Genomic DNA, 23,788 nt, shown 5'->3' on the forward strand with positions numbered 1-23,788 from the left:
GCGCACTCTACCGCGCGTGAAGGGCGGTCCGGGGGTTAGATTAGGGCGTCATGCCGCCCCTCGCAGAAAGGCCACCGTGACCGCTGCGCTTTTCAACGTCCTCTTACCCGTGTTCGTCGTGCTCGCCGCCGGGGCCGTGCTGGGCCGCACGCTGCGGCTCGAGATCGCGCCCTTAAACCGCCTCGCGCTCTACGGCGCGGTGCCCGCGCTCGTCTTCTCGTCTCTGGCGACGACCGCGCTGGCAGCAGCTGACATCGGCGTGCTCGTGGCGGGTCAGCTCCTCTTTCTGCTGACGATAGCGCTCGCGGCGCTCGCGTGCTCGCGCCTCCTGGAGGGGGCCAAGCGGCGCGCCTTCGTCGCGACGAGCCTCTTCGGCAACGCCGGCAACATGATGCTGCCGCTCGCGCTCTTCGCGTTCGGTGAAGCGGGGCTGGAGCGCGCGCTGGTGCTCTTCGTCCTCTCGTCGGTGGTGCTCTTTTCCTGCGGGCCGCTCGTGCTGGCGCCGAGCCGCGGGTTTCGCGAGTTGCCCTTGGGCGGCGTGCTGCGGCTGCCGGTGCTCTGGGCGGCCCTGTTGGGGCTCACCTGCAACGCGCTCGGGGCGCTGCCGCCAGCCGGGGTGATGCGCGGCCTTGAGCTCCTCGGCGACGCGGCCATCCCCCTGGTGCTCCTCGTGTTGGGGCTGCAGATCGGTAGCGCGGGGGTGCTCCGGCCGAGCCCCATGACCCTCTTCGCGGCATCCTTTAAACTCGTGGGCGGGCCGCTTGTGGGTTTCGCGTGCGCGTGGCTCGTCGGTGCGCGCGGCCTCGACCTCGCGGTGCTCGTGCTGCTCGCGGCGATGCCGCCCGCAGTCAACACGTTCATGCTCTCCTTGGAGTTCGGCGGCGACGCCGAGGAGGTCGCGCGCACGGTCGTGGTGGCGACCTTCGGGGCGGCTCTAAGCGTCTCGGCGACGCTGTGGCTGCTCGGTGCGCTGCAGGGCGTCGGGTTCTAGGGGCCAGCCTCGAGCGCCACCTCGAAGCGCCCGCTGGCCGCGTCGAAACGCAGCAGCCCCGAACGCTGCGCCCCTACGAGCAACTCGGTCGCGCGGTCGTAGTCGGCGACGCCCGCGCCGACGCCCTGGCTGCGCAAGTAGGTGTCGTAAAAGAGCGTCTGCAGCCAAGCCGCCGGGCGCGGCGGGAGGAAGCGGTCGTAGACCGCCCGCAAGGCCGCAATGTCCTCGCGCGCGACCGCGGGGAGCGCCGCGTAGAGCTCCCGGTAGGCGTCTCGCTCCAGACTGCGTGCGGCCCTTGAAAAGAGCGTCAGCGCGGTGCTGTAGCGCAACAAGGGGTCGTCTGCGGTGAGCCCCGCGAGACCCGTCACGAAGTCCGTCTCGGCCTCGCTGCCGTAGCCCGCGAGGTGCGCCAGCTCGTGGAGCGCCGTGCCGAGGGCGTAGGGGAGGGGGAGGGCGCCGTCGACGTGCGCTTCTAACGTCCACGGCACGACGATGCCGGTCGCCTGACCCGAGAAGATAAGCAGCCCCGGCGGGGTGCGTTTGACGTAACGCGGCAGGGTGAGGGTGCGACCCTCGAGGGCCGCCACGGTCTTTTCGAGCGCCGTGCGCGCCGCCGCGACCCCCCGCGCCCACGCGTCGGGGGGCCTCTTCGCCGGCGCGTCTTGCGCGATGACCTGCGCGAGGTCTCTCGCGAGCTGCGCGACCTCGGCGCTCCGGGTGGGGCCCTCGGGGAGGCCGTAGCGGGTCTCGAGCGGCGTCCGCGCGTAGTTGGCGCCCCACATGACGAGAAAGAGTGCCCAGAGGACGGTGCCGAAAAAGAGCGCGCGCAGCCCCCAGCGTTGGAGGAAGGTGCGAAGACCGAGGCGCCGCCACGACCTGACGAGGCTCACGCCGAGCCAGAGCGCGCCGCCTAGTCCCAACAGCCCCGCGAGCGAGAAGGGGAGGGCGCCCGTGACCGGGATGATCGCGCGCGCCACGCCCGCGTAGAGCACGGGGGTGTACACGGCGTCGATCCACGCGGCGGGGGGTGGGGCGAGCGTCCAGACGAGCAGCAGGAGTGCCGAGAGGGCCCAGAGGGTGATGGGGAGGAGGCGACGCACCTTTTTAGCCTACGCTGCTGCCGGTCGAACGGGGTAAAGGGTACCTAAAGGCCCTCTCACCGAGCGTTCTTGGGGGCCGCGCGGGCCGGTGTCCGCTTGCGCCTACGCTTTCGGAAGCGCGCGTGGGGAGGGCCCCGCACGTACCCCGCGAGCCGCTCGTAGCGGTCTCTGTCTAGAAGCCACCACCCCTCGCCCGCGCTCTGGAAGCCGGCGGCGGCGAGCGCCTCGGTGAAGCTGCCCGTCCGCTCGTCGGCCCCCACCTGAAGCTGCACCACCCGCAGCCCCAGGTGCTCGAACGCGAGCCGCACGGCCCCCCTTAGCACCGCCGCGCGCGCCCAGGGGAGGACGCAGCGACCCGGCGGCGGGTTGAAAGCGAGGTGCCCCGCAGCCGCCTCCCGGAACAGGCGCACGGTGAGCCCCGCGCCGCTCTCGAGCACCACGGGCGCGCCGAGCCCGTCCGTCCAGACGGCGACGCCCGCGTGAGCGGTGCGGTAGGCGGGCCCGGGGGGCGGCAAGCGGGCGTCGTAGCGCTCGGAGCGCTCGTGCGTCAGCTCCCGGAGGCGCCGCCGCAGGCGTTCGCGGTCGCGCTCCGTCAGCCGCGTGGGGTCGGCGAGCCGGTCTTCGATCGCCAACGCTTCGTCCTCGAGCCGCCCTAGCGCCGCCTCCGGGTCCTCCGCCTCCTCGGGGTCGGGCGCCGCCAGCTCCGGCAGGTCGGGCTCGAGCCGCCGCGTCCCCGCGAAAAAGCCCGCGAGCCCGCCCCGGTACTCGGTGAGTTCGCCGTCTTGGATGGCCAAGACCCGCTCGGCCACCCCCTCGACGAGCGCCGCGTCGTGCGTCACGAGCACCACGGCGGCCTCGGTGCCTTGTAGGGCGGCCTCGAGGCGCTCGGTGGTGGCGGCGTCGAGGTGCTCGCTCGGTTCATCTAAAAGCAGCACGTTGGCCTCGGTCGCCATCACAAGGGCCAGGGCGGCGCGGGCGCGCTCGCCACCCGAGAGGGTTTCGGGAAGCGCGTCCCACGCGCTGCTCAGCTCGGCGAGCGCCAAGAGCGAGCGGGCGCGCGGCTCCGAAACGAAGCGCGTGAGGTGTTCGCTTAGGGGCACCCCGTCCTCTAGACCCCGCGTCTGCTGGTCGAACAACGCCAGACGAACCCCGCGGGCGTACCGGACGGTGCCCTCGGGGTGTTCGGAGGCCGCTTCGCCCGCGAGGAGCCGCAGCAGGGTGCTCTTGCCGCTCCCATTGGCCCCGACGACGGCGAGCTTGTCGCCCGCGTAGAGGCGCACGTGCGCGTCCGCGAGGAGCGTCCGTCCGCCGCGCTCGGCGCGCAGGTGCCGCGCCTCGACGAGGACCTCGCGGGGGCGAGGCGCTTCGGTGCCCAGGGCGAGCGGCGCTGCGCGCGCGGGCGTCACCTCCGCACCCCCCGCCAAGCGCGCCAAGCGCTGCGCCACCGCCTTCCGGCGCTCGGCCGTGGGTTGGGCCCGCAGCCTCTGCGCTAGTAGCGCCCGCTCCCTGGCGCGGCGCCGCGTCTCCCTGGCAGCGCGCAAACTGGCGTGCTCGCTCTGCGCCCGAAAGCGGCTGTAGGGGCCGCGGTAGCGCGTGAGCTGCCCCCCGTGCAGGTGCAGCGTGTGGGTCGTGACGGCGTCTAAGAGCGCGCGGTCGTGCGAAGCGAGCAGGAGGGCCGCCGGATGGGCCGCGAGCGCGCCCGCTAACCAGCGCCGGGCCGGCAGGTCGAGGTAGAGGCTCGGTTCGTCGAGGAGCAGCACATCGGGCCGCTCGGCGAGGGCGCGAACCAGCGCGAGGCGCACCCGCTCACCGCTCGAGAGGGTCTCGGCGCCGCGCGCCTCGTTTGCGTCACCCAACCCCACCTGCGCGAGGTGCGCGCGCAGCGCCGCCTCGGCGGTGTAACCGCCCGCGCGTTCAAACGCCTCGAGCAGCGCCCCGTAAGCCTCCAAGCGGTCCTCGCCGCGGCTGAGGCGCACCTCTTCGCCCCTCAGGGCGGCCTCGAGCTCCCGCACGTGCGCGAGCGCCCCCGCCGCGACCTCCCAGACGGTGCCGCGCAGCGCGCCGCCCCCCTGCGGCACATAGGCCACGCGCAACCCGGGCGCGCGCACCACCCTGCCCTCGTCCGGGGCGAGCTGGCCCGTCAGGAGCGCCAGCAGCGTGCTCTTACCCGCGCCGTTGCGCCCGACCAGCCCGACCTTCTCCCCGGCGCGCAGCGACAAGCTCACCCCGCGCAGCAGCGGCTCCGGTTGGCCCCGGTGGCGGTAGGTGAGGTCGGTCGCGCGCAGCAGCTCCACGCGCTCTAGCTTACAGAGCGGGGTGCCCCGCGGTCCGCTCCGCCCCTACCGCGCCGCCCACCCGCCGGCTGAGGGGGCGGTGCGAGAGCCCCTTGAGCTGCGGGGCCTCGAGCGCGCGGGCTGGCTGCCCGTGCTGACGACCCACGCTCTGCGCCCCGCTGGTCGGTTTACCACCCCCACGTCCCCGGCCCCCCCTTGAACGGCCCGACGATGTCCCCCGTGATCCACCCCCCGTAGAAGTCGCCCGCTTGCGCCGTGACCCGTTCGCCGTCCACCCAGCAGCTCTCCACGCGGCTCGGGTAGAAGGCCAGGTAGTCCTTGAGCGCCTCGTAACCGGGCGCGGGGTGGGGGTAGCTCCAGGCGGCGCTCTCGCTCCGCCGGCCGCCGGCGTGCAGCGTCCAGTAGACCGCGCGGCCCTTGAATTCGCACAGGGTGCTGCGCGCCGTCCTCTCCAGCAGGTCGAGCCGCACGTCCTCGGGCGGGAAGTAGTAGACCGGTGGGTGTGAGGTCTCGAGCACCCGCAGCGCCCGCCGCGTTTCGGCGACGGTGACGCCCGCGAACGCGACGCGCAGGTGTCTGGTGGTGGGCTCGAGCTTTGGTGGGCGCGGGTAGTCCCAGACGGACTCCTGGCCGGCTTTCGGGGGGATGCGTCGGGGGGGCATGGGGCTACTCTAGGCGCGCCACCCCCTAAACGGCGTAAGGCGGCGCCACAGTCGTGCTAGAAGCGTGCTGGGAACGCACCGGGAACGCGTCGAAGGCGCCCGTCACCGTAAGCCCCGCCGCTGCGGTGCGCGCGCGCGGCGCCCAAGATGGCGCTATGACAGGCGTTCAGGACGCGCGCGTAAAGGCCCTCAACGACCACGACCTCGCGGACGGGCGCTACGTCCTCTACTGGATGCAGCAATCGCAGCGCGCGCGCTTCAACCACGCGCTCGAGCACGCCGCGATGTGGGCGAACGACCTCAACAAACCCCTCTTGGTCGCCTTCGGGCTGATGGACGACTACCCCGAGGCGAACGCGCGGCACTACGCGTTTCTGTTAGAGGGGTTGCAGGACGTCGCCGAGGCGCTCGCGGAGCGCCGCATCGCGTTCGTGGTGCAGCGGGGGCGTCCGGACGAGGTGGCGCTGCGCCTCGCACAGGACGCTGCGCTGCTCGTCTGCGACCGCGGCTACTTGCGGCACCAGCGCCTCTGGCGCGAGCGCGTGGCCCGCGAGGCCCGCTGCAGGGTGGTGCAGGTCGAGAGCGACGTGGTGGTGCCCGTGGAGGTGGCGTCGGACAAAAAGGAGCACGCCGCGCGCACCCTCCGGCCCAAGCTCACGCGGCACCTGGAGACGTACCTGCGCGACGTCGAGGAGGTGGCGCTGCGCGCGCCGTCACGGGAGCTCGGGGTCGAGGGGCTCGACCTCACCGACCCCGGGGCGCTCCTGGCGTCTTTAAAGCTCGACACCAGCGTCGCGCCGGTTCGGCGCTTTCGCGGCGGCACCCGCGAGGGGGAGCGGGTGCTGCGGGCCTTTTTGAGGGAGCGTTTCGGCGACTACGCGGCGACGCGCAACCAGCCCCAGACGAACAACGTCTCGCACATGAGCAAGTATCTGCACTTCGGGCAGATCTCGCCCGTGTTCGTCGCGCTCGAGGTGCAGCGGGCGGGTGCGGGCAAAAACGCCGAGGTCTACCTTGAGGAGCTCATCGTGCGCCGCGAGCTGCCGATGAACTTCGTGTTCTACGAACCCCACTACGACCGCTACGACGCCCTCCCCGCGTGGGCGCGCAAGACTTTGGACGAGCACCGCGGCGACGCGCGCGAGCACCTCTACACCCGCGAGCAGCTCGAGGCCGCCGAGACGCACGACCCCTACTGGAACGCCGCTATGAAGGAGATGTTGCACACGGGCTACATGCACAACTACATGCGCATGTACTGGGGCAAGAAGATCCTCGAGTGGTCGCCCTCGCCGGAGGAGGCCTTTGAGACGGCGCTGCATCTCAACAACCGCTACTTTTTGGACGGCCGCGACGCCAACTCGTACGCCAACGTCGCCTGGGTGTTCGGCCAACACGACCGCCCCTGGGCGGAGCGGGCGGTTTGCGGCAAGGTGCGCTACCTGTCTGCGGGCGGGCTCGAGCGCAAGGCCGACCCGAAAGCCTACGTCCGCAAGGTCGAGGAGCTCATCGGGGCCGCGTGAAGCTGGATGCCGTACTTTTGCCGTAGACTGTCAGCATAGGAGGGGCTCATGGCCTCGTCGAACGCGCGGACGGTGCGCCTCACCGTCGACCTCTCGCCCGAACTCAACGCGCTCTTAGAGGAGTTGGCGCGCGCCTCGCACACCTCTAAGAGCGAGGTGCTGCGCCGCAGCATCGCCCTCATGGACTTTGCGCAGCGCGCCAAGCGCGAAGGGAAAAAGGTCGGCGCCGCGACCCCCGACCAAGAGCTCGCCACCGAAGTCGTCGGTTTCTAGCCCTTTCAGCACGCCCCCGCCTCGACCCCGTCGGCGGCTCCCTCATGCCTGACCTGCAGGGCAGCGATCCCAAAGCCTACAACCTTCAAGACGCCCTCGGCCCCAACATGACCGTCGAGGTGCGCACCGAAGAGCACCCCGACGACCGCGCCGCGCGGCTCGTGCGCGAGCGGCGCGAGCACCTCTTCGGCCTGTGGGTCAAGGGGGCCGTGTTTTTGCTGCTCGTCGCCGCGCTCCTCTATAGCGGCTGGCGGCTGCAGGACCCGGCGCTCGACCCTCACAACCGCGAGCTCGCCGTAAGGGTCATAACGTCGATCATCACGGGTTTTCTCGGCTACTTCGTGGGGCGCCGAGAGGGCGCCTAGCGGCCCGGGCGACGGTGCGGACGGGGGGAGCGCCTTAGACTAAACGGGTGAAGCGTAAGGGTCTGCGCCGCAACGTCACGCGCGAGATAGCTCGCCTCGACCCGGTCCGGGACCATCAGCGCATCGTGTACCTAACGAGCGCCTTCGACCTGCCCTGGGACTCGCAGCGCGCGCTCGAGCGGGCGCTCTTGCGCACCTTCGGGGTGCCGCACAGCTCAAAGCTGATGGTCGCGACGGGCGAGTTCGTCCACCGCACCCAAAAGCGCTACGACGACACGGTGATCCTCGTGAGCACGATCGGCCTTTGTGGCTACGACTCGCCCCCTGGCCGCGCCGCGATCCGCCGGATGAACCAGATCCACCGGCGTTACAAGATCCCCAACGACGAGTTTTTGTACGTGCTCTCGACCTTCGTCTTAGAGCCCCTGCGCTGGAACGCCCGCTTCGGCGTGCGCCCTTTAAGCGACAACGAGCGCGCGGCGATCTTTCTCTTCTGGCGCGAGGTCGGGCGGAGGATGGCGATCCGCGGGATCCCGGACACCATCGCCGAACTCGAGCGCTTTAGCCTAGCTTACGAGCGCGAGCACTTCGCCTATAGCCCCGACAACCAGCTTTTGGCCGAGGTGACCCGCGACCTCTTTCTCAGCTGGGTGCTCCCCAGACCGCTCCGGCGTTTCGGCAAACCCGTCGTTCACGCCCTGTTCGACGCGCGAATGCGCCTCGCCTTCGGTTTCGCGCTGCCGCCCTGGTGGGTGCGCGTGGGCGTCGTCGCGGCCCTTAAGCTCCGCGCCCGCGTCGCGCGCCTTTTGCCCCCGCGCCGCAGACCCTACACCCTGCCGCCGACGCGCACCTATCCGCGCGGGTACCGGCTCGAGGAGATCGGACCGGCACATGTCCCCTGACGCCCTCTCACGCGCGCTCACGGCGCGCCGTGTCACACTAGAACCTTGGACACCCTGCAACCCACGCTGCTAGCGACGCTTTTGGGCCTCTTCTGCCTCGTGCTCGTGCGCGTGGGGCGCGTTCCGCAGCTCTCCGGGGCGGCGCTCCTCAAAGGGGGGGCGTTCGCGGCGCTCCTCGTCGCGCTCGCCTTCTCGGACTACCCGGCGTCGTGGCGCCTGGCGGACCTCATGGCCTACCTCGCCGAGGTGACGCTGGCGCCCTTTCGCGTGCTGCTGGTGATCGTTATCGGCGCGGCGCTCTTTGGCGGGATGCTCGGGCTCCTCTACCTCGTGGGTCGCGGCCGCCGACCGCGGGGGCGCGACCTCGCCTTGCGCCGCGAACAGGAGTAGCGCCGCCGGTAAGCTGTAGGGATGGAGAAGACGCACCAAACCGCCCTGGTGATCATCCCGCCGCCGACGGTGTGGGGGCCCATCCAGGAGATTCGCCGCCTTCACGACCGGCAGTTCCGGCGCTGGATGCCGCACCTCACGCTGCTCTACCCCTTCGCCCCCAAACGCGACTTCAACCGGGTCTTGCCCGAACTGGCGCCGGTAGGGTGGGAGCAGCGGCCTTTCGAGGTGACCCTGGCGCGCTTTTCCTGGTTTCGCCACGGCCAGGAGCGCTACACGCTGTGGCTCGCGCCCGAGCCCCGAGAACCCGTCGTAGCGCTTCAGGAGGCGCTCTACCGGGCGCTGCCGAGCTTTGGTGACACCCGCTCGTTTAAGGGCGGTTTTACCCCGCACCTCAGCGTCGGGCAGGTCGCGGGCAAGGGGCGGTTGCGGAGCCTCGTGGAGGAGCTGTCGGCGTCGTGGGAGCCCGTGCGCTTTACCGTCTCGGAGGTGTGCCTCATCTCCCGCAAGGCGCCGCCCAACGACATCTTCCAGGTCGACCGGAGGATCGTGCTGGAGGGGTGAGCGGCGCGCGCTCGCGCGACCCGCGCGGCGGCACGCCGCTAGGCACGCCGCTACAACAGCTCCCGCTCGAGCCGCTCGCAGAGCCCGGCGAACTCGGGGCCACCGGGCGCGATGAGGTGATGGCTGCCGGGCACCTCGAAGAGCGTCACGGGGCCGCCGAGGCGCAGCGCCAGGCGGCGGGTGTCGGTAGCGGCGACGGTGTCGTCATCAAGCCCCTGGATGACGAGCGCGGGCGCCCGCACGCGGGGGGCGGCGCGGTAGGCTTCGGCGCCGAGGCGCTGCAGCTCGACGAGCGCGGAGGTCGGCAGGGCGACCTGCGTGCGGAGCGCCTCCTGCACGGCGGGGTCGTCGAGGTCCAAGCTGGGCTCGAGCCGCGCGAACTGCGCCCGCACGGTGCTGGCGCTAAAGTCGGTGTTCTCGAAGGGCCTCAGCTCGCGCACCGCGTACTGCAGCGCGGGGAGCCACCGCGCCCTGGGGTCGCGCAGCCGCCAAAAAGGGGCCAAGAGGACGAGCTTGTCGGGGGGGGCGCCTCTGGCGGCGACCTGAAGCGCGAGGGCGCCCCCCATCGAAAAGCCCAATAGGACCGTCTGCGCCCCTTGCCCCTCGCGCAGCGCCTCCCAAGCGCGGCGCGCCGCCCCGAGCCACGCCGCGCGGCGCGTCTTGCCGAGGTTGGGGATATCGGCGCCGAAACCCGGCAGCAGCGGGGCGTGGACCCTAAAGCCGCGCGCGGCGAGCCAGCCCCCTAGCGCCCGCAGCTCCGCCGGCGTCCCCGGGAACCCGTGCACGAGAAGGGCGCGGCGGGGGCCCTCGCCCAACCAGAAGTCCTGGTGCCGCTCGTGACCGTAGAAGCGTGCAGCGTCCACGCCGTGATGCTGACACAAAAGCGGCAGGGAGAAAGCGACGAACGCTCACGTGGGCGCCCCTCCGACGGCCGGCGCTGGCGGCGCGCGCTAGAATGAGGCGTGGAGATTCGCAACTTCTCGATCATCGCGCACGTGGATCACGGCAAGTCGACCCTTGCCGACCGCATCCTCGAGCTCACCCAAGCGGTCTCGGAACGGCAGCGCCGCGACCAGATGCTAGACACCTTAGAGCTCGAGCGCGAGCGGGGGATCACCATCAAAGCCACCCCGATGCGCCTCTTTTACACCGCCAAAAGCGGCCAGCGCTACCTCTTTAACCTCATCGACACCCCCGGCCACGTCGACTTCAACTACGAGGTCTCGCGCGCGCTGCGCGCCTGCGAGGGGGTGCTCTTGGTCGTCGACGCCTCGCAGGGGGTCGAGGCGCAGACCATCCAGAACGCCTACCTGGCGATCGACAACGGGCTCGAGGTGCTGCCTGTGATCAACAAGATCGACCTGCCCAACGCCGACGTGCCGGGGGCGATCGCCGAGCTCGAGGAGGTCATCGGCATCCCCGGCGACACCGCCGTGGCGGTCTCCGCGAAGACCGGCGAGAACGTCGAGGCGATCCTAGAGGGGATCATCGCCCACCTGCCCCCCCCCAAGGGCGACCCCGACGCGCCCCTGTCGTGCCTCATATTCGACGCGATGTTCGACTCCTATCAGGGCGTCATCTCGTTCGTGCGGGTAATGGACGGCACCGTTAAAAAGGGCGACGTCATCCGGATCTTTAGCACCGGCAAGACCTTCGAGGTGGACAAGGTGGGCTACTTCTCGCCCGCCCCGACCGTGTCGGACCAGCTCGGCCCGGGCGAGGTCGGCTGGATCACCGCCGCGATCAAAGACATCGCCGACACGCAGATCGGCGACACCATCACCTCCGACAAAAACCCCGTATCGGCCCCCATCCCGGGGTTTAAACCCGCGCAGCCGGTGGTCTTTTCGGGGCTCTACCCGACCGACTCCGAGGACTACCCCAAGCTGCGCGAGGCGCTCGAAAAGCTCTCCTTAAACGACGCCGCCTTCTCCTTCGAACCGGAGACCTCCGAGGCGCTCGGCTTCGGCTTTCGCTGCGGCTTTCTGGGTCTGTTGCACGCCGATATCGTCCAGGCGAGGCTCGAGCGCGAGTTCGGGCTGGGGCTTATCGCCACCGCCCCGGCTGTTATCTACGAGGTCGAGCGCACGGACGGCTCAAGGGAGCACATTCAAAACCCCGCCGACTTGCCCGAACCGGACAAGATCGCGCGCATCCTTGAGCCCTTCGTGCGGCTGAACGTCTACGTCCCCGAGGAGTACGTGGGCAACGTCATGGGGCTTTTGCAAGAGCGCCGCGGCGAGATGAAAAACATGGTCTACCACGGCCGCCGCGTCGAGCTGCGCTACGAGATCCCCTTCGGCGAAATCCTCTACGACTTTCACGACCGCCTCAAGAGCTTGACGCGCGGCTACGCCAGCATGGACTACGAACCGCTCGAGTACCGCGAGGGCAAGCTCGTCAAGCTCGACATTTTGGTTAACGACGAAAAGGTCGACGCGCTAGCTGTTATCGTCCACCGCGACAAGGCCTACAGCTTGGGCCGCAAGATCGTCGACAAGATGGCCGAGGTGATCCCCCGGCAGATGTTCGCCGTCCCCATCCAAGCGGCCATCGGCGGCAAGATCATCGCCCGCGCGACCGTGCGCGCTTTCCGCAAGGACGTCACCGCCAAGTGCTACGGCGGCGACATCACCCGCAAACGCAAGCTTTTGGAAAAGCAGAAAAAGGGCAAGGAGCGGATGAAGCAGCTGGGCACCGTCGAGGTGCCGCAGGAGGCGTTTTTGGCGGTGCTCTCGGGGGACGAGTAGGTTTGCTGCCCTAGCGCCCCGGTTTTAGGGCACGTTGCGCGGGTAGACGCGGGTGCTCAGTGGCGCTAAACCGGCGGGGGCCGTCAGCGCCTTGCCGACGCGGCGCTGCAGCATCCTGAGCTCAAAGGCCACCGAGTAGACCGTACCGCCCTGTTCGTCGGTGCTAAACATCGTGTAACGGGGCGCGAGCGTGGTCGGCTGCACGTAGTCGGCCAGCATCTGCGCCGAGCGGCTGCGGTAGAGGTCGGGCCGGTCGAGGGGGGGCTGTGCGACCTGGTCGAGCGTGCGGTCGACGCCGTCGAAGAGGTTGGCGCGGTACTCCATCAGCACCCAGGTGTCGTCGTTTTGGGGGTCGTGAGGTGGCGCCGAGGCGAGGCCGGAGCGCACGAGCGTCCCGCGGTGCACCGGGTAAAACGCGTGGAAGGTAAAGCAAAACTGCCGGTTGGCGTTCTTGACGCTCGTCGAGGCGGCGTTGGCGGGGCACTGGCCGCGACCGGTCGGGGGCAGCAGCAGCGCGATAAAGGGGTCGGTGCCGACGCGCCACTGCTGGCCCGCGCCGCTACGGGTGGTGTTTTGCGTGGTTGCGCCGCTCTGCGAAAGTTGGATGGCGCTGCCGCTCGGGTAGACGTAAAACGCGTTTTGGAGCTTCGCGGCGACGAACTGCTGGGCGATCTGCGCCTCGCTGAGCAGTTCGTTACGCGCGTTCAGCTCTCCGGAAGCGCGCAGCGAGCCGCCAAACACTTGGGTAAAGGCGAGCATGAGCACCCCCATGAGGGCGGCGGCGACGAGCAGCTCGACGAGGGTCATGCCGGCGTTGTGGCTAGGGGTGTGCGGTGAGGTGCTAGGGCGGTAGGGGTGCTGCATGGCTACGGCTTCGGTACGTCGAGCGTGAGGTGGCTCTGGGTACCGTCGTCGGCGCTCAAGGTGACTTTGAGGCGCTTTAGCGGGGGGATGGTGGCGGGGCTTGTGGCGGGGCACGTCTCGTGCCACGTCAGGCGGCTGACCTCGTTACCGCGGCGATCGAGCGCCCACACCTCGAGCTGCAGCCGCGCGCCACTCACGCGTGGCAGCTGAAAACAGGTCTTCTCGTAGCGTTCGCGGTTTTGGGCGCGCAGCTTCTGCTGCGCCTCCGACTCTTGGCTGCCGTCTGCGGGGTAGGGAATAGCGCGCCACTGGCCCCGAATGCTCTCGGCGATCTCTTGGGCTTGGGTGGTGAGCCGGAGCGTCCGACCGCTCACCGCCGTGCGCGCAAAGAGCTGTGTCAGCGGCGACAGGACGACGGTCATCAGCACGCCTAGGATGACGATCGAGGCGAGCACTTCAAGGAGCGTCAGGCCGCGCGCCGACTTCACGGACCGACTCCCGTATACACTTTGCCGGTCACCCCTATGACCCGAACGTAACGCGGCTGAGCGCGGCCGCGCTGCAGCTCGACGGTTAAGGTCACGTTGGTGCCGCTCGTTTCGCCAAAAGGGGCGTGGTAACGGATAGCTGTCGGCGACGGGGTCCTTAGCTGTGTCCCCGCCGGCAGCCGGCGCTCGGTGCTCCGGCCGTTGATGGTCAGGGTATACGCGCTCGCCGTGGTCGCTCTGACCTCGAGCTCGGCGTTCTGGTTGTAGCGCTGGGCGGCGCTCCGCGCCCGCTGCAGGTCCCCGACGAGCTGCGCGCTCGCTTCGGCGAGGCGGCTGCGGTTGATCGCCCCCGTAAAGAGCACGCCCCCTACGCCTAACAGGAGCCCTATACAGGCGCAGACGATCAGGAGCTCGAGGAGCGTAAACCCCTTGCTCATGGGCTAGCGACCTGTTGCCAGATCCCCCGCCCGACGCCGAGCATGGCGCGGTTTTGCCAGGTGACGGGGGCGTGTGGGTTGGTGATGTCGGCTTGGTCTGGAAAAAAGGGGGGGGCGTAACCGTCGTTAAAGCGGGGGTCGTAGGTGTAGTTGCGGATGTAGCCGCCACTGCCCGTGCTAATCGTTTGGGATTGGTGTTCGATCACGCCGCCTAGGAGGTTGAGGCGAACCCTTCGCCCGTTGACCAACCCCAGGTTTTCGTTGTGCCGCGCCGCGCCGAAGCCCTCGCCCTTTCTGGCGCTCGTCGGCGAGCTGCTGATCTGCTTGGTCGCCATGATCGAAGCGTGGATGGTGAGGTCTCGGTTGTTGGCGCCGTCAGCGAGGATGCTGCCGCAGCGCAGCGGGGGCGAGGGGGTCTCGTTGCACTTGTCGCCGCTTGAATAGATGCCTAGCACGTTCACGACGTTTTTATTGGTTTCAGTCGGGATGTGCGTGTAGGTGATGTCGTCTTTGAGCAGCACGCGTCCGGTTGAGGTCACCATCAGCTTGCTGTGACCCGCGATGTCGGGGGCGCTGGTGCCGTCGCCGCGCATGTCGTTGATGTTGCCGTCGACGTAGATCATGCCGTTAAACTTGCCCGTCAAGGTCCGCGTCGTGTTGCCGCTACGGACCGTCCAGCTGCCGTTGGCGTTCTCCTCGAAGGTCGTGGTCGTTGATCCTTGGCGGAGGCGAATCACTTGACGCCCGCTGCTGGTCGACAGCCTCAGCTCGTCGACGTCGCCTTTGACGTAGATGCCGCCGCCAATGTTGACGCTCGGGTCGTTGTTCCAGGTCGTCGCTTGGTTGGGGGTGTTCGCGCCGTCCCCGCGGCTATAGTACACCCCCTCGGGGAGCACGCCGGGAACCGTCTGGGTTTCGGTAATCGTCCGCGTCTCCGTCCGCCAACACTCGGGGAGGTGCGCCCAGAAGGAGAAGTGGCAGTACCAAGGAAGCGGTGAGGCGGGGACGCGCACCGTCTCCGTTCGGGTCGTCGTCGTGGTCTGCGTGATTTTAAGCCCCCACGCCGTTTGCATCTCGGCGTCCGTAAGGTCGCGTTTGTCTTTGGGGTCGCCGCCGAACGAGGCGCGCTTCTGGTTGTTGCTGTTGGTAGGGAGCGCGATGCAGTCTTCCAGGTCGAAGCGAGGGGGCAGGAGCGGGTTGGTAAAGGTTCTGCGAATATCCGGGTTGTTGAAAAAGGTGTCGTCAAAGGTGGTAACGAGGCTTGTCAAGCCGCTGTAGCCGGAGAACCGCGCCGACTTCGCGCAGCTCGTAAATTCGCTCGTAAAGGTCGGCGTCCTCCCGGAGGAGGCGGAAAAATTAGGACGCGTGTTGGTGTGAACCGGACCGTCAAAGACCTCGTCGGCCCCAAATGACAGCGGGTCACCCGAGGTGCTCGTCGTCTCGTTGCGAAAGACGAAGTTGCGCGCAAACGACGGCACAAAGATGCTTAGGGTGTTGGTGCCGCTGACTTGCTGTACGATCCTGCGGGTGGCTACCGTGCGGTTATCGAGGCGCACCTCTCCCGTCGAACGGATTTCGGGGACGGCGAAGGTGAACTCGTAGGTGTTAGGGCTCCGGAAGGTAAAGCTCTCGGGCAGAAGCTGATAGGAGACGCGGTAGAGCACCTCATGTCCTTGGCCTGCGCGGCTGATAGTGGAGACCACCGGGGTCCCGGAAGCGAGCGCTTCCCAGTAGGCTGCGGGCTGCATACCGCCGTACTCCTCGGCGTTTGCGGGGATGTAGCGGGTAAAGAGCGCAAACGCATTGCGGGCGTCGACCCCTCTTACCGTGCAGGACGTGACGTTTTGCGAGAAGTCGAGGTTTCTCCCGCAGAAGTTCGTCGCCTGCGTTCGCAGGTCGACGACGCTCGTGTTGCGGACGCTGACCTTGTTGAGGAGCGCGTTGACGTCTTGGAGGTGCGCTTGGGCCCGTGCGAGACCCGACTCGGCCGCGTATTGGGCTTGCAGCGTGACGGCTTGGTCGACGGTGAGGCGCCGACTCGTGAGGCTAACAGTAGCGCTTATGGCGATGATCGTCGTTGAGAGCACCACGGCGGCGAGGAGCACGACGATGAGCGCAACACCTTGCGTCCTGCGCTCTGGAGTTGGCGTCCGCTGGAGGACATGCGGGGAGGCGCGCGGGGACCACTTGGCCGGCATGGCCTTCAGCGTAGCGTTCTGCGCGCCCGCTCTCTGCGAAAAATCCGCCACGGGCGTACGGAGGGCTTGGCCGCTTAGAGCCCCATGCGACGTGTGGCGACGCCGCGTGTCGTCGGCTACGCCTTGACGCCGAAGGTAACGCTGAGGTCGCTCCGGTAACCGGGCCTCAGCACGGCCTCACCGCCCGTGGGTGCTGCTAGGCACCGACCGTAGCGTGGCGAGGGGCGGGTGGTTTCTCGGGAGAGCGTGGTAGCCCGCAAACCGGAGGCCACGAGCGTAGAGGCGCCGCAGACTTAAAACCGCTAACCTAGGGCGCTCGTTCCGCTCGCTTAGCCTAGGCCATCTCCTAGAGCGGGCTCACCGGCTCGCAACACCTCGGGGGTTCTGGTGGGCCTTCGGGTAGCTTCACGGTTCTTCGCTCTAATCCAAGGCGTTCGCTCGAGCGGGGTATAGTTGGCTCGTGAGTGAACACGTGACGTCGCGCGCCAGGGGCCTTCTCTGCGCGGCGCTGCTCGCCGCCGGGCGGCCCCTTGGCGCTCGTGAGCTCGCTACGGTGCTCGGTGTGGCGCAAGGCGAGGTGGCGAGCCTCGTAGCGGCGCTGCAGGCGGCGCTGCAGGCGCAGGACTTGGGGCTCGTGGTCGAGGAGGTCGCGGGGGGCTACCGCCTCGTCGTGGACCCCGCGCTGACCCCGGCGCTGTCGCCCCTGCTCGCCCCGCCGCCGCTGCCCGCGCTCTCGGCGGCGGCGCTCGAGACCCTCGCGCTCGTGGCCTACCAGCAACCCATTACGCGCGGGGAGCTCGAGGCGGCGCGGGGTGCGTCGTGCGCGTCGACCCTGGAGACGCTGCAGGAGCGCGAGCTCATCAAGGTCGTCGGCCGCAAAGAGGTGATCGGGCGGCCGCTGCTCTACGGCACCACGGAGCGGTTTCTTTTGGAGTTCGGCCTCAAGTCGCTGCAGGACCTGCCCCCCTTGGAGGAGGCGCCGACCGACTTTTTGCGGGGCTAGGCGCTGGCTGCGGCCGGGCCGCCGTTATCTGGGGTCAGCGAGCGCGCCGACAGCTAGAGCTAGAGGGGCGGCCTGTCTTTGAGGCGTTCAGCGAGCTGCAGGCGGTAGCGCGCGATCTGGTGCGGGAGGTGGGTGAGCGCGCGCGCGTAACCGAGCAGCGTGAGGTGCAGCTGGTAAAACGTCAGGCGTTCGCGCTCCCACACCGATAGGGGGCCGTAGCCGCGCAAAAAGGCTTTCTGCACCCCCCGCGCGGCGAGGTCGGTGAAGTAGATGGCGGCGAGGTCCACCATAGGGTCGGCGCGGCTCGCGTCAAACCAGTTAAGCACCTTGACGACGCGCCCCCTGGGCGGGTCGAAGAGCAGCGCGTCGGCGTTTGGGGAGCCGTGGCAGAGGGCGATGGGGGCCCCCTCGACGGTCTCTAAGCCGCGCTGCAGGGCGCGCGTGAGCTTCGGGGTGTCGACCATGTGGTCTTTGACGGCGTGCACAAGCGCCCGCTGCCACTGCGCCTCGAGCGCGTCGCCGAGGCGCCGCCCTTCGCTCTCGGGGTAGGCGAGGTCGCCCGCTAGGTCGGCCCGGACGTGGTGCAGCGCGCGCAGCGTGCGTCCCCAGGCTTCGGCCGCTCGGGCTCGGGCGCGCTCGTCGAGGTGCGGCCACGCGTCGGCGAGCGTCGGCGAGGGGAGGTAGCGGGTGATGAGGTAGGGGTACTCGAGCCGCGTGCGTGTCGTGTCGGCGCGCACGATGGGGGGGCACAGCTCGGGGAGCAGCTTGGCGGCGGCGACGCAGCGGCCGATCTTGGGTTCTTGCGGCGCGCGTTGGTTGATCCACAGCACCTGCTCCTCGCCGGTAGCCAGGAGGACGTAGTAGGCGGCGTCCAAAGGCTCGGTCTCGAGCCGCTGCCAAGCGAGGATGGGGGTGTCAAAAACGCGCGTCAACCGCTGTGGGGGGGCGCTATGGCAGACCCCCAGCCGAGACCCCCTGACGCGCGCGCCGCCGGGGCGCTGCCGCTCTATGCGCTCCACATCGCCTTCTTTCCGCCCCCGACGGCTCCCTCTCGGGTGGCCGTGTGACCGCTGCACGTCGCTTTCTGTCAGCATAGTGTAAAGGAGCAGCGTTTGAGAAGGGTGGCAGCCACCGTTTCCAGACCGCCCCGCGACACCCCCCGAGACGTCGCCCCAGTAGGGAGTCGGCGACGCCCTTTTCGGGGGGGAGCGCCGTCGCCGACAACGACCAGCTGCCTGCTGCTACGGGGGGTTGCGCACGCTCGAGAAGCGCCCCACATCCCCGGTGCAGGTGACGGCCGTGGGCGGAGCGCGCAGCCACGCCAGGCCGCCCGGGCCACGGGCACCGGTTTGGCGTCCCGGAGGTGGAGGCGCGACGTTGACGAGCAGTGCCCTGCAAAAGGTCCTAGTCAAGCTCTGCGGGATCTAGTAGATTGAACCTTATGTCCAGATTATTGAACACACCCCGGCAGCGCGGCGCTCGCCTGACGCCTGAGCGGCCGTCTGCGGCGCGATGAACCGCCACCACCTGGGCCACCGCCTGCGCGCGCTGAGGCTGGCGCACGGCTACACCCTGCAGCAGGTCGCCGAGCGCAGCGGGCTCTCGCGGTCGTTTCTCTCGATGCTCGAGAACGGCCGCACGAACGTCTCGGCCGTGCGCCTGCAAAAGCTCGCGGGGGTGTTCGGTTTGGGCCTCAGCGACCTGTTGCCGAATGAGGGCGGCCAGAGCGGCCTGCGGGTGCTGCGCGCGGGCGAGGGGGAGCGCCTAGCGGGGTTTCCCCCCGGCGTCGAGGCCACGCTCTACTTCCGGGACCCGCACCGGCGGGTGCAGCCGGTGCACCTGACGCTGGGGCCGGGGGCGGTGAACCACAACGAGGAGGGGCACGCGGGCGACGAGTTTCTCCTCGTGTTAGAGGGCCGCGTCGAGGTGGCGGTGGGGGAGGGGGACTTCACCGTGCTCGAAGCGGGGGACGCGGCGTTCTACTCGAGCGCCCTGCGCCACACCTACCGCAACCCCGGTCCGGAGACGGCGCGCCTACTCACCCTGAACGCGCCCCACAGCTGGCACCGGTTGTAGCGGGTGTCATCCGGTCGGCTGCGCCCGCAGGGCAACAAGCGTCGCCACGCACCTTTCGATACCCGTAGCGACCACTTACGGACCTGCCGGGTCGGGCCCCTCTAGGCGCCCGTACAGGGTCGTGAGGTGCCGCAGACCGCAGGGGCCTAGCCACGCGCTACAGGCCACGTGCCCCATCTACGTGGCTGCGCTACCCCCCCTCATCGAGCCGCGTGTCGAAGACGTCGCGCAGCCCGTCGCCGAGGAGGCTAAAGCCGAGCACCGTCAGGGTGATGGCGAGCCCCGGGTAGAGCGTGACGTGCGGCGCCGTGCGGATCGCTTCGCGCCCGATGCTGAGCATCCGGCCCCAGCTGATCTCGGGCGGCTGCGTGCCGAGCCCCAGAAACGACAAGGACGCCTCCGCGACGATGGCCGTGCCCATCCCGAGGGTGCTGAGGACCAACGCGGGCGCCCAGGCGTTCATCAGGATGTGCGTGAGCACGCGCGCGTGCGACCCGCCGAGCGCCCGCGCCGACTCGACGAACTCCTCTTCGCGCAAAGCGAGCACGTCGCTGCGCACGAGGCGCGCCATGGTCGGGATGCGCACGACGGCGATCGCGAGCATCGCGTTGACGATGCTCGGGCCTAAAGCGGCGACGATGGCGATCGCCAAGAGGATGCCGGGGAGCGCCAAGAGCACGTCCATGACGCGCATGATGAGGTTGTCGAGCCAACCCCCCGCGTAGCCCGCCACGGCGCCCAGCAGCACCCCGAAGACGAGCGACAAACCGGTCGCCACGAACCCCACCAGCAGCGACACGCGCGCGCCGAACACCAGGCGGCTCAGGAGGTCGCGGCCCAACTCGTCGCCGCCCAAAACGTACTGCGTGTTGAGCCGCCCCGCGACCACGAGCCCGCGCGGCGCCTCGTAGCGCGCCCAGATGTCCTGTGCGTGCGGGTCCATGGGCGCTAACCACGGGGCGAAGAGGGCGACCAGCACGAGCGCGGCGATGAGCCCGCCGCCGATCACCACGTTCTTGTTGCGCAGCGCTCGACCCACCCAGCGTGGGCGCGCCGAAGCGCCCACGCTGGGGCGCGCGGCGTCCACGGGGTCGCCGGTCGCGCGGCTAGTCATAGCGGATCCTCGGGTTTAAGAAGCCGTAGGAGAGGTCGACGAGGAGGTTTGCCAGGGCGAAGACGACCGCCAGCATGAGGACGCTCCCCTGCACCACGGGAAAGTCGCGCTGATTGATGGCGTCCACCGTGAGGCGCCCGAGCCCGGGCCAGGCGAAGACGACCTCGGTGACGATCGCGCCGCCCAAAAGCGCCCCGAACTGCAAGCCGATCACCGTCACGACGGGCAAGAGCGCGTTGCGCAGCGCGTGCCCAAAGACCACGCGGCTCGGACGCGCCCCCTTCGCGCGGGCGGTGCGCACGAAGTCGCGGCGCAGCACCTCGAGGAGGCTCGAGCGCGTCAGGCGGGTGATGAGCGCCATGATCGACGCGCCGAGCGCCACGGCGGGGAGCAGGAGGTGGCGCAGCCCGTTCCACAAAGGGGTGGGGTCTCCCGCCGTGAGGAGCGCCGTGAACCCTTCTGTAAGCGCCGGGCCGCGCCCGAAGATGGGCAGCCAGCTCACGTGAAGGGCCACCGTGCTTAAGAGCACCAGCCCGACCCAGAAGTTGGGCGCCGCCACCCCGATAAGGGCGGCGATCATGCTCGTAAAGTCGAGCCAGGTGTTGCGCCTCACCGCCGCCAACACCCCCAGCGGGACGCCGACGACGACCGCCAGCGCGAGGGAGGCCACGGCCAGCTCGAGCGTCGCCGGGAGGCGCTCTAGGATGAGCCGCAGCACCGGCGCCCCCTGCCGGATGGAGACGCCCAGGTCACCCCGCAGGGCCTGCGCGAGCCACCGCCCGTACTGCTCATAGAGGGGCCGGTCGAAGCCGTACAGCTGGGTGAGGCGCGCCACCTCGTCGGGCCGCGCCTGCTCGCCCAGCATGATGCGCACCGGGTCGCCCGGCGAGAGGTGCACGAGCAAAAAGACGATGACCGAGACGCCCCAGAGCGTCACGGCCAGGAAGAGGAGGCGTTTGAGGAGAAACTGGAGCAAGGCGGGTTCCTTGTTGCTAGGTGGGTCGCGGGTGGGGGAGGGCGGTAGGCGTCCCCGGGCGTGTCAGCGGGCTTTTTCCACCAAGTGCAGGTCTTGGAAGGTCGCCGAGACGTACGGGTGGAGCTGCCAACCCGTGATGGTGTCGTGGTTAACGCCGATCTCCTCGGTGTTGTTGATAAAAGCGAAGGGCGCGTCGGCCATCAGCACCGCTTGGGCTTCCCGGTAGACCGCGTTGCTCTCCTCCGAACCGGGCTCGAGCCTCCGTCCCTCCTCCAAAAGCGCGTCCAGCTCGGGGTTGGTGTAAGCGATGTAGTTGTTGTCCCCGCGCGAATGGAAGAGCTCGAACATGGCGTAGTTCGGGTCGACGTTGCCGGTCCAACCGAGCAAGAAGAGGTCGAAGTCGGCCGTGTCGGTGTCCAGGATGCGGTCGATAAAGGCACCGAACTCCTCGACGAAGACCTCGAGGTTGACGCCGACTTGCGCCGCCTCGAACTGCAGCACCTCGGCGATCTGGACGCGCACGGGGTTCTCGTTCGTGTGGAGCCGTAAGGAGAGACCGTCACCGTAACCCGCCTCTTCGAGCAGCTCGCGGGCGCGCTCGGGGTCGTAGTCGTAGCGCGGCACGTCTGGGTTGTACCAGGGCACGCCGGGGGCGATGGGGCCGGTGGCGACCGAACCGATCCCCTGCAAGATGCGTTCGACGATGGCCTCGCGCGGGATAAGGTGGCCTATCGCCTGACGCACCCGCACGTCCGACAGCGCCTCGTTGCGGAAGTTGAAGCCCACGTACGCGTGCCCCAAACCGACGGCGCGCTGGACGGTGATCCCCTCGGTCGCCTCTAGACGCGTCACCTCGGCGGGGACGACTTGGCCGTGGTAGAGGTCGATCTCGCCGCCCTCGAAGGCTAGGAGCCGGGTGGCGTCTTCGGTGATGGGCCGAAACTCGACCGCGTCGACCTGTGCGCGCCCGCCCCAGTAGTCCTCGTAGGCGCTTAACACCATGCGGTCGTCACGCGCCCACGACTCGAACACGAAGGGCCCCGTGCCCACCGGGTTGCGGCCGAAGTCCCCTTCTTCCCCGAGGTCGGCCGGGACGATGTGGAGCCGCGCGATGTTGTTGAGGATAAAGGCGTTCTCACCCGACAGGTCGAAGCGGACGGTGTGCTCATCCAAGACCTCGATGTTGGTGATGTCCTCCAAAAGCCCCGGGTTGGCGCCCGGGTTGTCGGGGTTTAACACCCACTCGAAGGTGTAGCGGACGTCCTCGGCCGTAAAGGGGCGCCCGTGGTGGAAGGTGACCCCCTGGCGCAGCGCGAAGGTGACGCTGCTCCCGTCCTCGGCGAACGTCCACGACTCGGCGAGGCGCGGCTGCAAGGTGAGGTCCTCGGGGCTGTAGGTTAGCAGCGTCTCCATAATCGGGTACATGCGCTGGTACGAGTAGGCGTCGTAGGTGGTGCGCGGGTCGAGGTCGGAGGCTTCGGCGACGGTGGCGATCACCAGGCGCGTCTGCGCGAAGGCGGTGCTAGCGAGGAGCGCGCAGCTAAGGGCGAGGGCGAAGGGGCGTTTCATAGGGACCTCCTGAGGCTGGGCATGGTGCGGCTAGATGAGGGTGAGTTCTCGGGGGGGCGTGCTGAGGAGTTCGGCCCCCTGGGCGGTCACGAGCACGTCTTGCTCGAGCCCAATGGGCGCCCCGCTCTGGCCCGTCACGCCGTGCACCACGGGTTCGACGGTGTAGACCTCGTTTTCGCGTAAGGGGACGTTGCCGCGCTCCCCGTAGCGGGCACCCAGGGGCGCTAGAAGCGTGCCGCCGTCGTGGACGGTGCGACCGATCTGGTGGCCGAGCGCGTGGGGGTAGGGGGTGATGCCCCCCGCCTCGAGGTGCTCGCGCGCGACCGCGTCGATTTCAAACCCGCGCTTGCCGGGGGCGATGGCGTCGATCGCGCGCATCATGGCACCCCGGCCGGTGACGAAGCGGTGCTGGACGCTTTCGGGCGGCCCGCTCTCCCCCTCGCGGCGGGCGTAGTAGGTCCGCTGGATGTCGCTGGTGTAGCCCTCGACGTAGACGCCCATGTCGACCACCACCACATCCCCCGGCGTGACCCGCGCCTCGCTCGCGGGGCGGTGGCCGATGCCCGCGTTCCCGACCATGACGTTCGCGCCGTCGCCGAACGAGTGCGTGACGCCGTAGTGGCGGTGGCGGGCCTTGACGAACGCGGCGGCCTCGAGCTCGCTCACCCCCGGACGCAAAAACGCCCCCAACTCGTCCAAGACGCGCTCGGTCACCCGCACCGCCTCGCGGATGCGGCGCACCTCCTCGGGGGTCTTCTGGCTGCGCAGCGCGTCCAAGATCCCCTGCGCGCTCCGGATGCGGCTCTCGAAGTCGTCCCAGCCGAGCACGCGCCTGAGTTTCCGGTAGAGGCCGACGCTCAGGCCGTCGGCTAGGGGGTCGCTCTCGCTAAAGTCGAGCGCCAGCGTCTTCGGCTGGGCGCGCTCTAAAAGCGCGCCTAGCGGCGCCTCGAAACCGCCTTGCCCGTAGGGGGTGATCGCAAAAGCGCCGCTCGCGGCAATCGGCGCGACGTCGTAGTCGGCGACGACGGCGAACTTCTGGCCGCTTTTGGTCAAGAGAAAGGCCGCTTCGCCGACCATCTCGGTGTTGGCAAAAAGCAGCGTGGCGGGGTCGCTCCCCTCGCGGCAGAGCACAAGCCACGCGTCGGCCTCCAGGCTCGGCAGCAGCGCGTCTAGCTGCGCCTGCTTCTCGCGGATGAGGGTGAGGTCGCTCGGTGTCATCGGGCGGCTTTCTCGGGTCTCATCTGGGTCG

23 protein-coding genes are annotated in these 23,788 nt (G+C 69.1%); 10 read left to right on the plus strand and 13 right to left on the minus strand.

The window, feature by feature from the left end; translation table 11 throughout:
• The first annotated feature begins 76 nt into the window (after positions 1 to 76).
• A complete protein-coding gene (locus TRAD_RS06445; protein ID WP_013177789.1) occupies positions 77 to 991 on the plus strand; it encodes an AEC family transporter in 915 nt (304 codons plus the stop codon).
• Here TRAD_RS06445 and TRAD_RS06450 read toward each other — a convergent pair.
• The 3 genes from TRAD_RS06450 to TRAD_RS06460 all read right to left on the minus strand — a co-directional run bounded on the left by TRAD_RS06450 (position 988) and on the right by TRAD_RS06460 (position 5,047).
• Positions 988 to 2,091: a DUF3810 family protein gene (locus TRAD_RS06450; protein ID WP_013177790.1), complete on the minus strand. Its 1,104-nt coding sequence runs from the start codon at positions 2,089 to 2,091 to the stop codon at positions 988 to 990. The two genes, TRAD_RS06445 and TRAD_RS06450, sit on opposite strands and share 4 nt — an antisense overlap.
• Before the next feature lie 56 nt (positions 2,092 to 2,147).
• Positions 2,148 to 4,385 carry an ABC-F family ATP-binding cassette domain-containing protein gene (locus TRAD_RS06455; protein ID WP_013177791.1) on the minus strand — a complete coding sequence of 746 codons (2,238 nt, stop codon included), beginning with the start codon at positions 4,383 to 4,385 and terminating at the stop codon, positions 2,148 to 2,150.
• Positions 4,386 to 4,552: 167 nt separating this feature from the next.
• Positions 4,553 to 5,047, minus strand: coding sequence for a DUF427 domain-containing protein (locus TRAD_RS06460; protein WP_013177792.1), 495 nt, complete (start codon positions 5,045 to 5,047; stop codon positions 4,553 to 4,555).
• Between the two features lie 155 nt (positions 5,048 to 5,202).
• Here TRAD_RS06460 and TRAD_RS06465 point away from each other — a divergent pair, with 155 nt between their 5' ends.
• Genes TRAD_RS06465 through TRAD_RS06490 form a run of 6 tightly spaced genes read left to right on the plus strand, consistent with a single transcriptional unit; the run spans position 5,203 to position 9,064 of the window.
• The gene (locus TRAD_RS06465) at positions 5,203 to 6,570 is read left to right on the plus strand and encodes a deoxyribodipyrimidine photo-lyase (protein ID WP_041947697.1); all 1,368 of its coding nucleotides are present in this window, start codon (positions 5,203 to 5,205) and stop codon (positions 6,568 to 6,570) included.
• Positions 6,571 to 6,618: 48 nt separating this feature from the next.
• A complete protein-coding gene (locus TRAD_RS06470) occupies positions 6,619 to 6,843 on the plus strand; it encodes a ribbon-helix-helix protein, CopG family (RefSeq protein WP_013177794.1) in 225 nt (74 codons plus the stop codon).
• Positions 6,844 to 6,887: 44 nt separating this feature from the next.
• The gene (locus TRAD_RS06475; RefSeq protein ID WP_013177795.1) at positions 6,888 to 7,208 is read left to right on the plus strand and encodes a hypothetical protein; all 321 of its coding nucleotides are present in this window, start codon (positions 6,888 to 6,890) and stop codon (positions 7,206 to 7,208) included.
• Positions 7,209 to 7,255: 47 nt separating this feature from the next.
• Entirely contained in the window at positions 7,256 to 8,110 is an 855-nt protein-coding gene (locus tag TRAD_RS06480; RefSeq protein WP_013177796.1) for an oxygenase MpaB family protein, read from the plus strand.
• A gap of 45 nt (positions 8,111 to 8,155) precedes the next feature.
• Entirely contained in the window at positions 8,156 to 8,500 is a 345-nt protein-coding gene (locus tag TRAD_RS06485; protein WP_013177797.1) for a hypothetical protein, read from the plus strand.
• A gap of 21 nt (positions 8,501 to 8,521) precedes the next feature.
• Positions 8,522 to 9,064, plus strand: coding sequence for a 2'-5' RNA ligase family protein (locus TRAD_RS06490; protein ID WP_013177798.1), 543 nt, complete (start codon positions 8,522 to 8,524; stop codon positions 9,062 to 9,064).
• A gap of 50 nt (positions 9,065 to 9,114) precedes the next feature.
• On the opposite strand, the gene TRAD_RS06495 is transcribed toward TRAD_RS06490, so the two are convergent.
• Positions 9,115 to 9,927: an alpha/beta hydrolase gene (locus TRAD_RS06495; RefSeq protein WP_013177799.1), complete on the minus strand. Its 813-nt coding sequence runs from the start codon at positions 9,925 to 9,927 to the stop codon at positions 9,115 to 9,117.
• Between the two features lie 99 nt (positions 9,928 to 10,026).
• On the opposite strand from TRAD_RS06495, the gene lepA reads away from it, so the two are divergent.
• Positions 10,027 to 11,814, plus strand: a complete 1,788-nt coding sequence (lepA, locus tag TRAD_RS06500) for a translation elongation factor 4 (protein ID WP_013177800.1) — start codon at positions 10,027 to 10,029, stop codon at positions 11,812 to 11,814.
• Between the two features lie 24 nt (positions 11,815 to 11,838).
• Here lepA and TRAD_RS15155 read toward each other — a convergent pair whose 3' ends face one another.
• The 4 genes from TRAD_RS15155 to TRAD_RS06520 are packed head-to-tail and all read right to left on the minus strand — an operon-like array spanning position 11,839 to position 15,801.
• Entirely contained in the window at positions 11,839 to 12,678 is an 840-nt protein-coding gene (locus TRAD_RS15155; protein ID WP_013177801.1) for a PulJ/GspJ family protein, read from the minus strand.
• Between the two features lie 2 nt (positions 12,679 to 12,680).
• A complete protein-coding gene (locus TRAD_RS16290) occupies positions 12,681 to 13,166 on the minus strand; it encodes a type IV pilus modification PilV family protein (protein ID WP_013177802.1) in 486 nt (161 codons plus the stop codon).
• Complete coding sequence (locus TRAD_RS16295; protein WP_013177803.1) at positions 13,163 to 13,603, minus strand: pilus assembly FimT family protein; 441 nt, start codon at positions 13,601 to 13,603, stop codon at positions 13,163 to 13,165. Before TRAD_RS16295 ends, TRAD_RS16290 begins: the two co-directional genes overlap by 4 nt.
• The gene (locus TRAD_RS06520; protein ID WP_148221197.1) at positions 13,600 to 15,801 is read right to left on the minus strand and encodes a hypothetical protein; all 2,202 of its coding nucleotides are present in this window, start codon (positions 15,799 to 15,801) and stop codon (positions 13,600 to 13,602) included. The genes TRAD_RS16295 and TRAD_RS06520 overlap by 4 nt, the downstream gene beginning before the upstream one ends.
• 460 nt (positions 15,802 to 16,261) lie before the next feature.
• Between TRAD_RS06520 and scpB the strand changes: the two genes are divergently transcribed.
• Positions 16,262 to 16,804, plus strand: coding sequence for an SMC-Scp complex subunit ScpB (gene scpB / locus TRAD_RS06525; protein WP_281054496.1), 543 nt, complete (start codon positions 16,262 to 16,264; stop codon positions 16,802 to 16,804).
• A gap of 59 nt (positions 16,805 to 16,863) precedes the next feature.
• On the opposite strand, the gene TRAD_RS06530 is transcribed toward scpB, so the two are convergent.
• Positions 16,864 to 17,823, minus strand: coding sequence for a phosphotransferase family protein (locus tag TRAD_RS06530; protein WP_013177806.1), 960 nt, complete (start codon positions 17,821 to 17,823; stop codon positions 16,864 to 16,866).
• A 493-nt stretch (positions 17,824 to 18,316) separates the two neighbouring features.
• Between TRAD_RS06530 and TRAD_RS06535 the strand changes: the two genes are divergently transcribed.
• The gene (locus TRAD_RS06535) at positions 18,317 to 18,880 is read left to right on the plus strand and encodes a helix-turn-helix domain-containing protein (RefSeq protein ID WP_013177807.1); all 564 of its coding nucleotides are present in this window, start codon (positions 18,317 to 18,319) and stop codon (positions 18,878 to 18,880) included.
• 190 nt (positions 18,881 to 19,070) lie between these two features.
• Here TRAD_RS06535 and TRAD_RS06540 read toward each other — a convergent pair whose 3' ends face one another.
• From TRAD_RS06540 to TRAD_RS06555, 4 genes are all read right to left on the minus strand, one after another.
• Entirely contained in the window at positions 19,071 to 19,994 is a 924-nt protein-coding gene (locus TRAD_RS06540; RefSeq protein WP_013177808.1) for an ABC transporter permease, read from the minus strand.
• Positions 19,987 to 20,970 carry an ABC transporter permease gene (locus tag TRAD_RS06545; RefSeq protein ID WP_013177809.1) on the minus strand — a complete coding sequence of 328 codons (984 nt, stop codon included), beginning with the start codon at positions 20,968 to 20,970 and terminating at the stop codon, positions 19,987 to 19,989. The genes TRAD_RS06540 and TRAD_RS06545 overlap by 8 nt, the downstream gene beginning before the upstream one ends.
• Before the next feature lie 63 nt (positions 20,971 to 21,033).
• A complete protein-coding gene (locus tag TRAD_RS06550; protein ID WP_013177810.1) occupies positions 21,034 to 22,539 on the minus strand; it encodes an ABC transporter substrate-binding protein in 1,506 nt (501 codons plus the stop codon).
• 30 nt (positions 22,540 to 22,569) lie between these two features.
• Entirely contained in the window at positions 22,570 to 23,757 is a 1,188-nt protein-coding gene (locus TRAD_RS06555) for a M24 family metallopeptidase (protein WP_013177811.1), read from the minus strand.
• Positions 23,758 to 23,788 lie beyond the last annotated feature (31 nt).

This window comes from Truepera radiovictrix DSM 17093 (assembly GCF_000092425.1).
Classification (GTDB): Bacteria; Deinococcota; Deinococci; order Deinococcales; family Trueperaceae; genus Truepera; species Truepera radiovictrix.

Coding starts and splice junctions, on each gene's coding strand:
- TRAD_RS06465 (WP_041947697.1), top strand. CDS start 5,203: ATGACAGGCGTTCAGGACGCGCGCGTAAAGGCCCTCAACGACCACGAC.
- TRAD_RS06550 (WP_013177810.1), bottom strand. CDS start 22,539: ATGAAACGCCCCTTCGCCCTCGCCCTTAGCTGCGCGCTCCTCGCTAGC.
- TRAD_RS06555 (WP_013177811.1), bottom strand. CDS start 23,757: ATGACACCGAGCGACCTCACCCTCATCCGCGAGAAGCAGGCGCAGCTA.
- TRAD_RS06540 (WP_013177808.1), bottom strand. CDS start 19,994: ATGACTAGCCGCGCGACCGGCGACCCCGTGGACGCCGCGCGCCCCAGC.
- TRAD_RS16295 (WP_013177803.1), bottom strand. CDS start 13,603: ATGAGCAAGGGGTTTACGCTCCTCGAGCTCCTGATCGTCTGCGCCTGT.
- TRAD_RS06520 (WP_148221197.1), bottom strand. CDS start 15,801: ATGCCGGCCAAGTGGTCCCCGCGCGCCTCCCCGCATGTCCTCCAGCGG.
- TRAD_RS06535 (WP_013177807.1), top strand. CDS start 18,317: ATGAACCGCCACCACCTGGGCCACCGCCTGCGCGCGCTGAGGCTGGCG.
- TRAD_RS06475 (WP_013177795.1), top strand. CDS start 6,888: ATGCCTGACCTGCAGGGCAGCGATCCCAAAGCCTACAACCTTCAAGAC.
- TRAD_RS06460 (WP_013177792.1), bottom strand. CDS start 5,047: ATGCCCCCCCGACGCATCCCCCCGAAAGCCGGCCAGGAGTCCGTCTGG.
- TRAD_RS15155 (WP_013177801.1), bottom strand. CDS start 12,678: ATGCAGCACCCCTACCGCCCTAGCACCTCACCGCACACCCCTAGCCAC.
- TRAD_RS06490 (WP_013177798.1), top strand. CDS start 8,522: ATGGAGAAGACGCACCAAACCGCCCTGGTGATCATCCCGCCGCCGACG.
- TRAD_RS06470 (WP_013177794.1), top strand. CDS start 6,619: ATGGCCTCGTCGAACGCGCGGACGGTGCGCCTCACCGTCGACCTCTCG.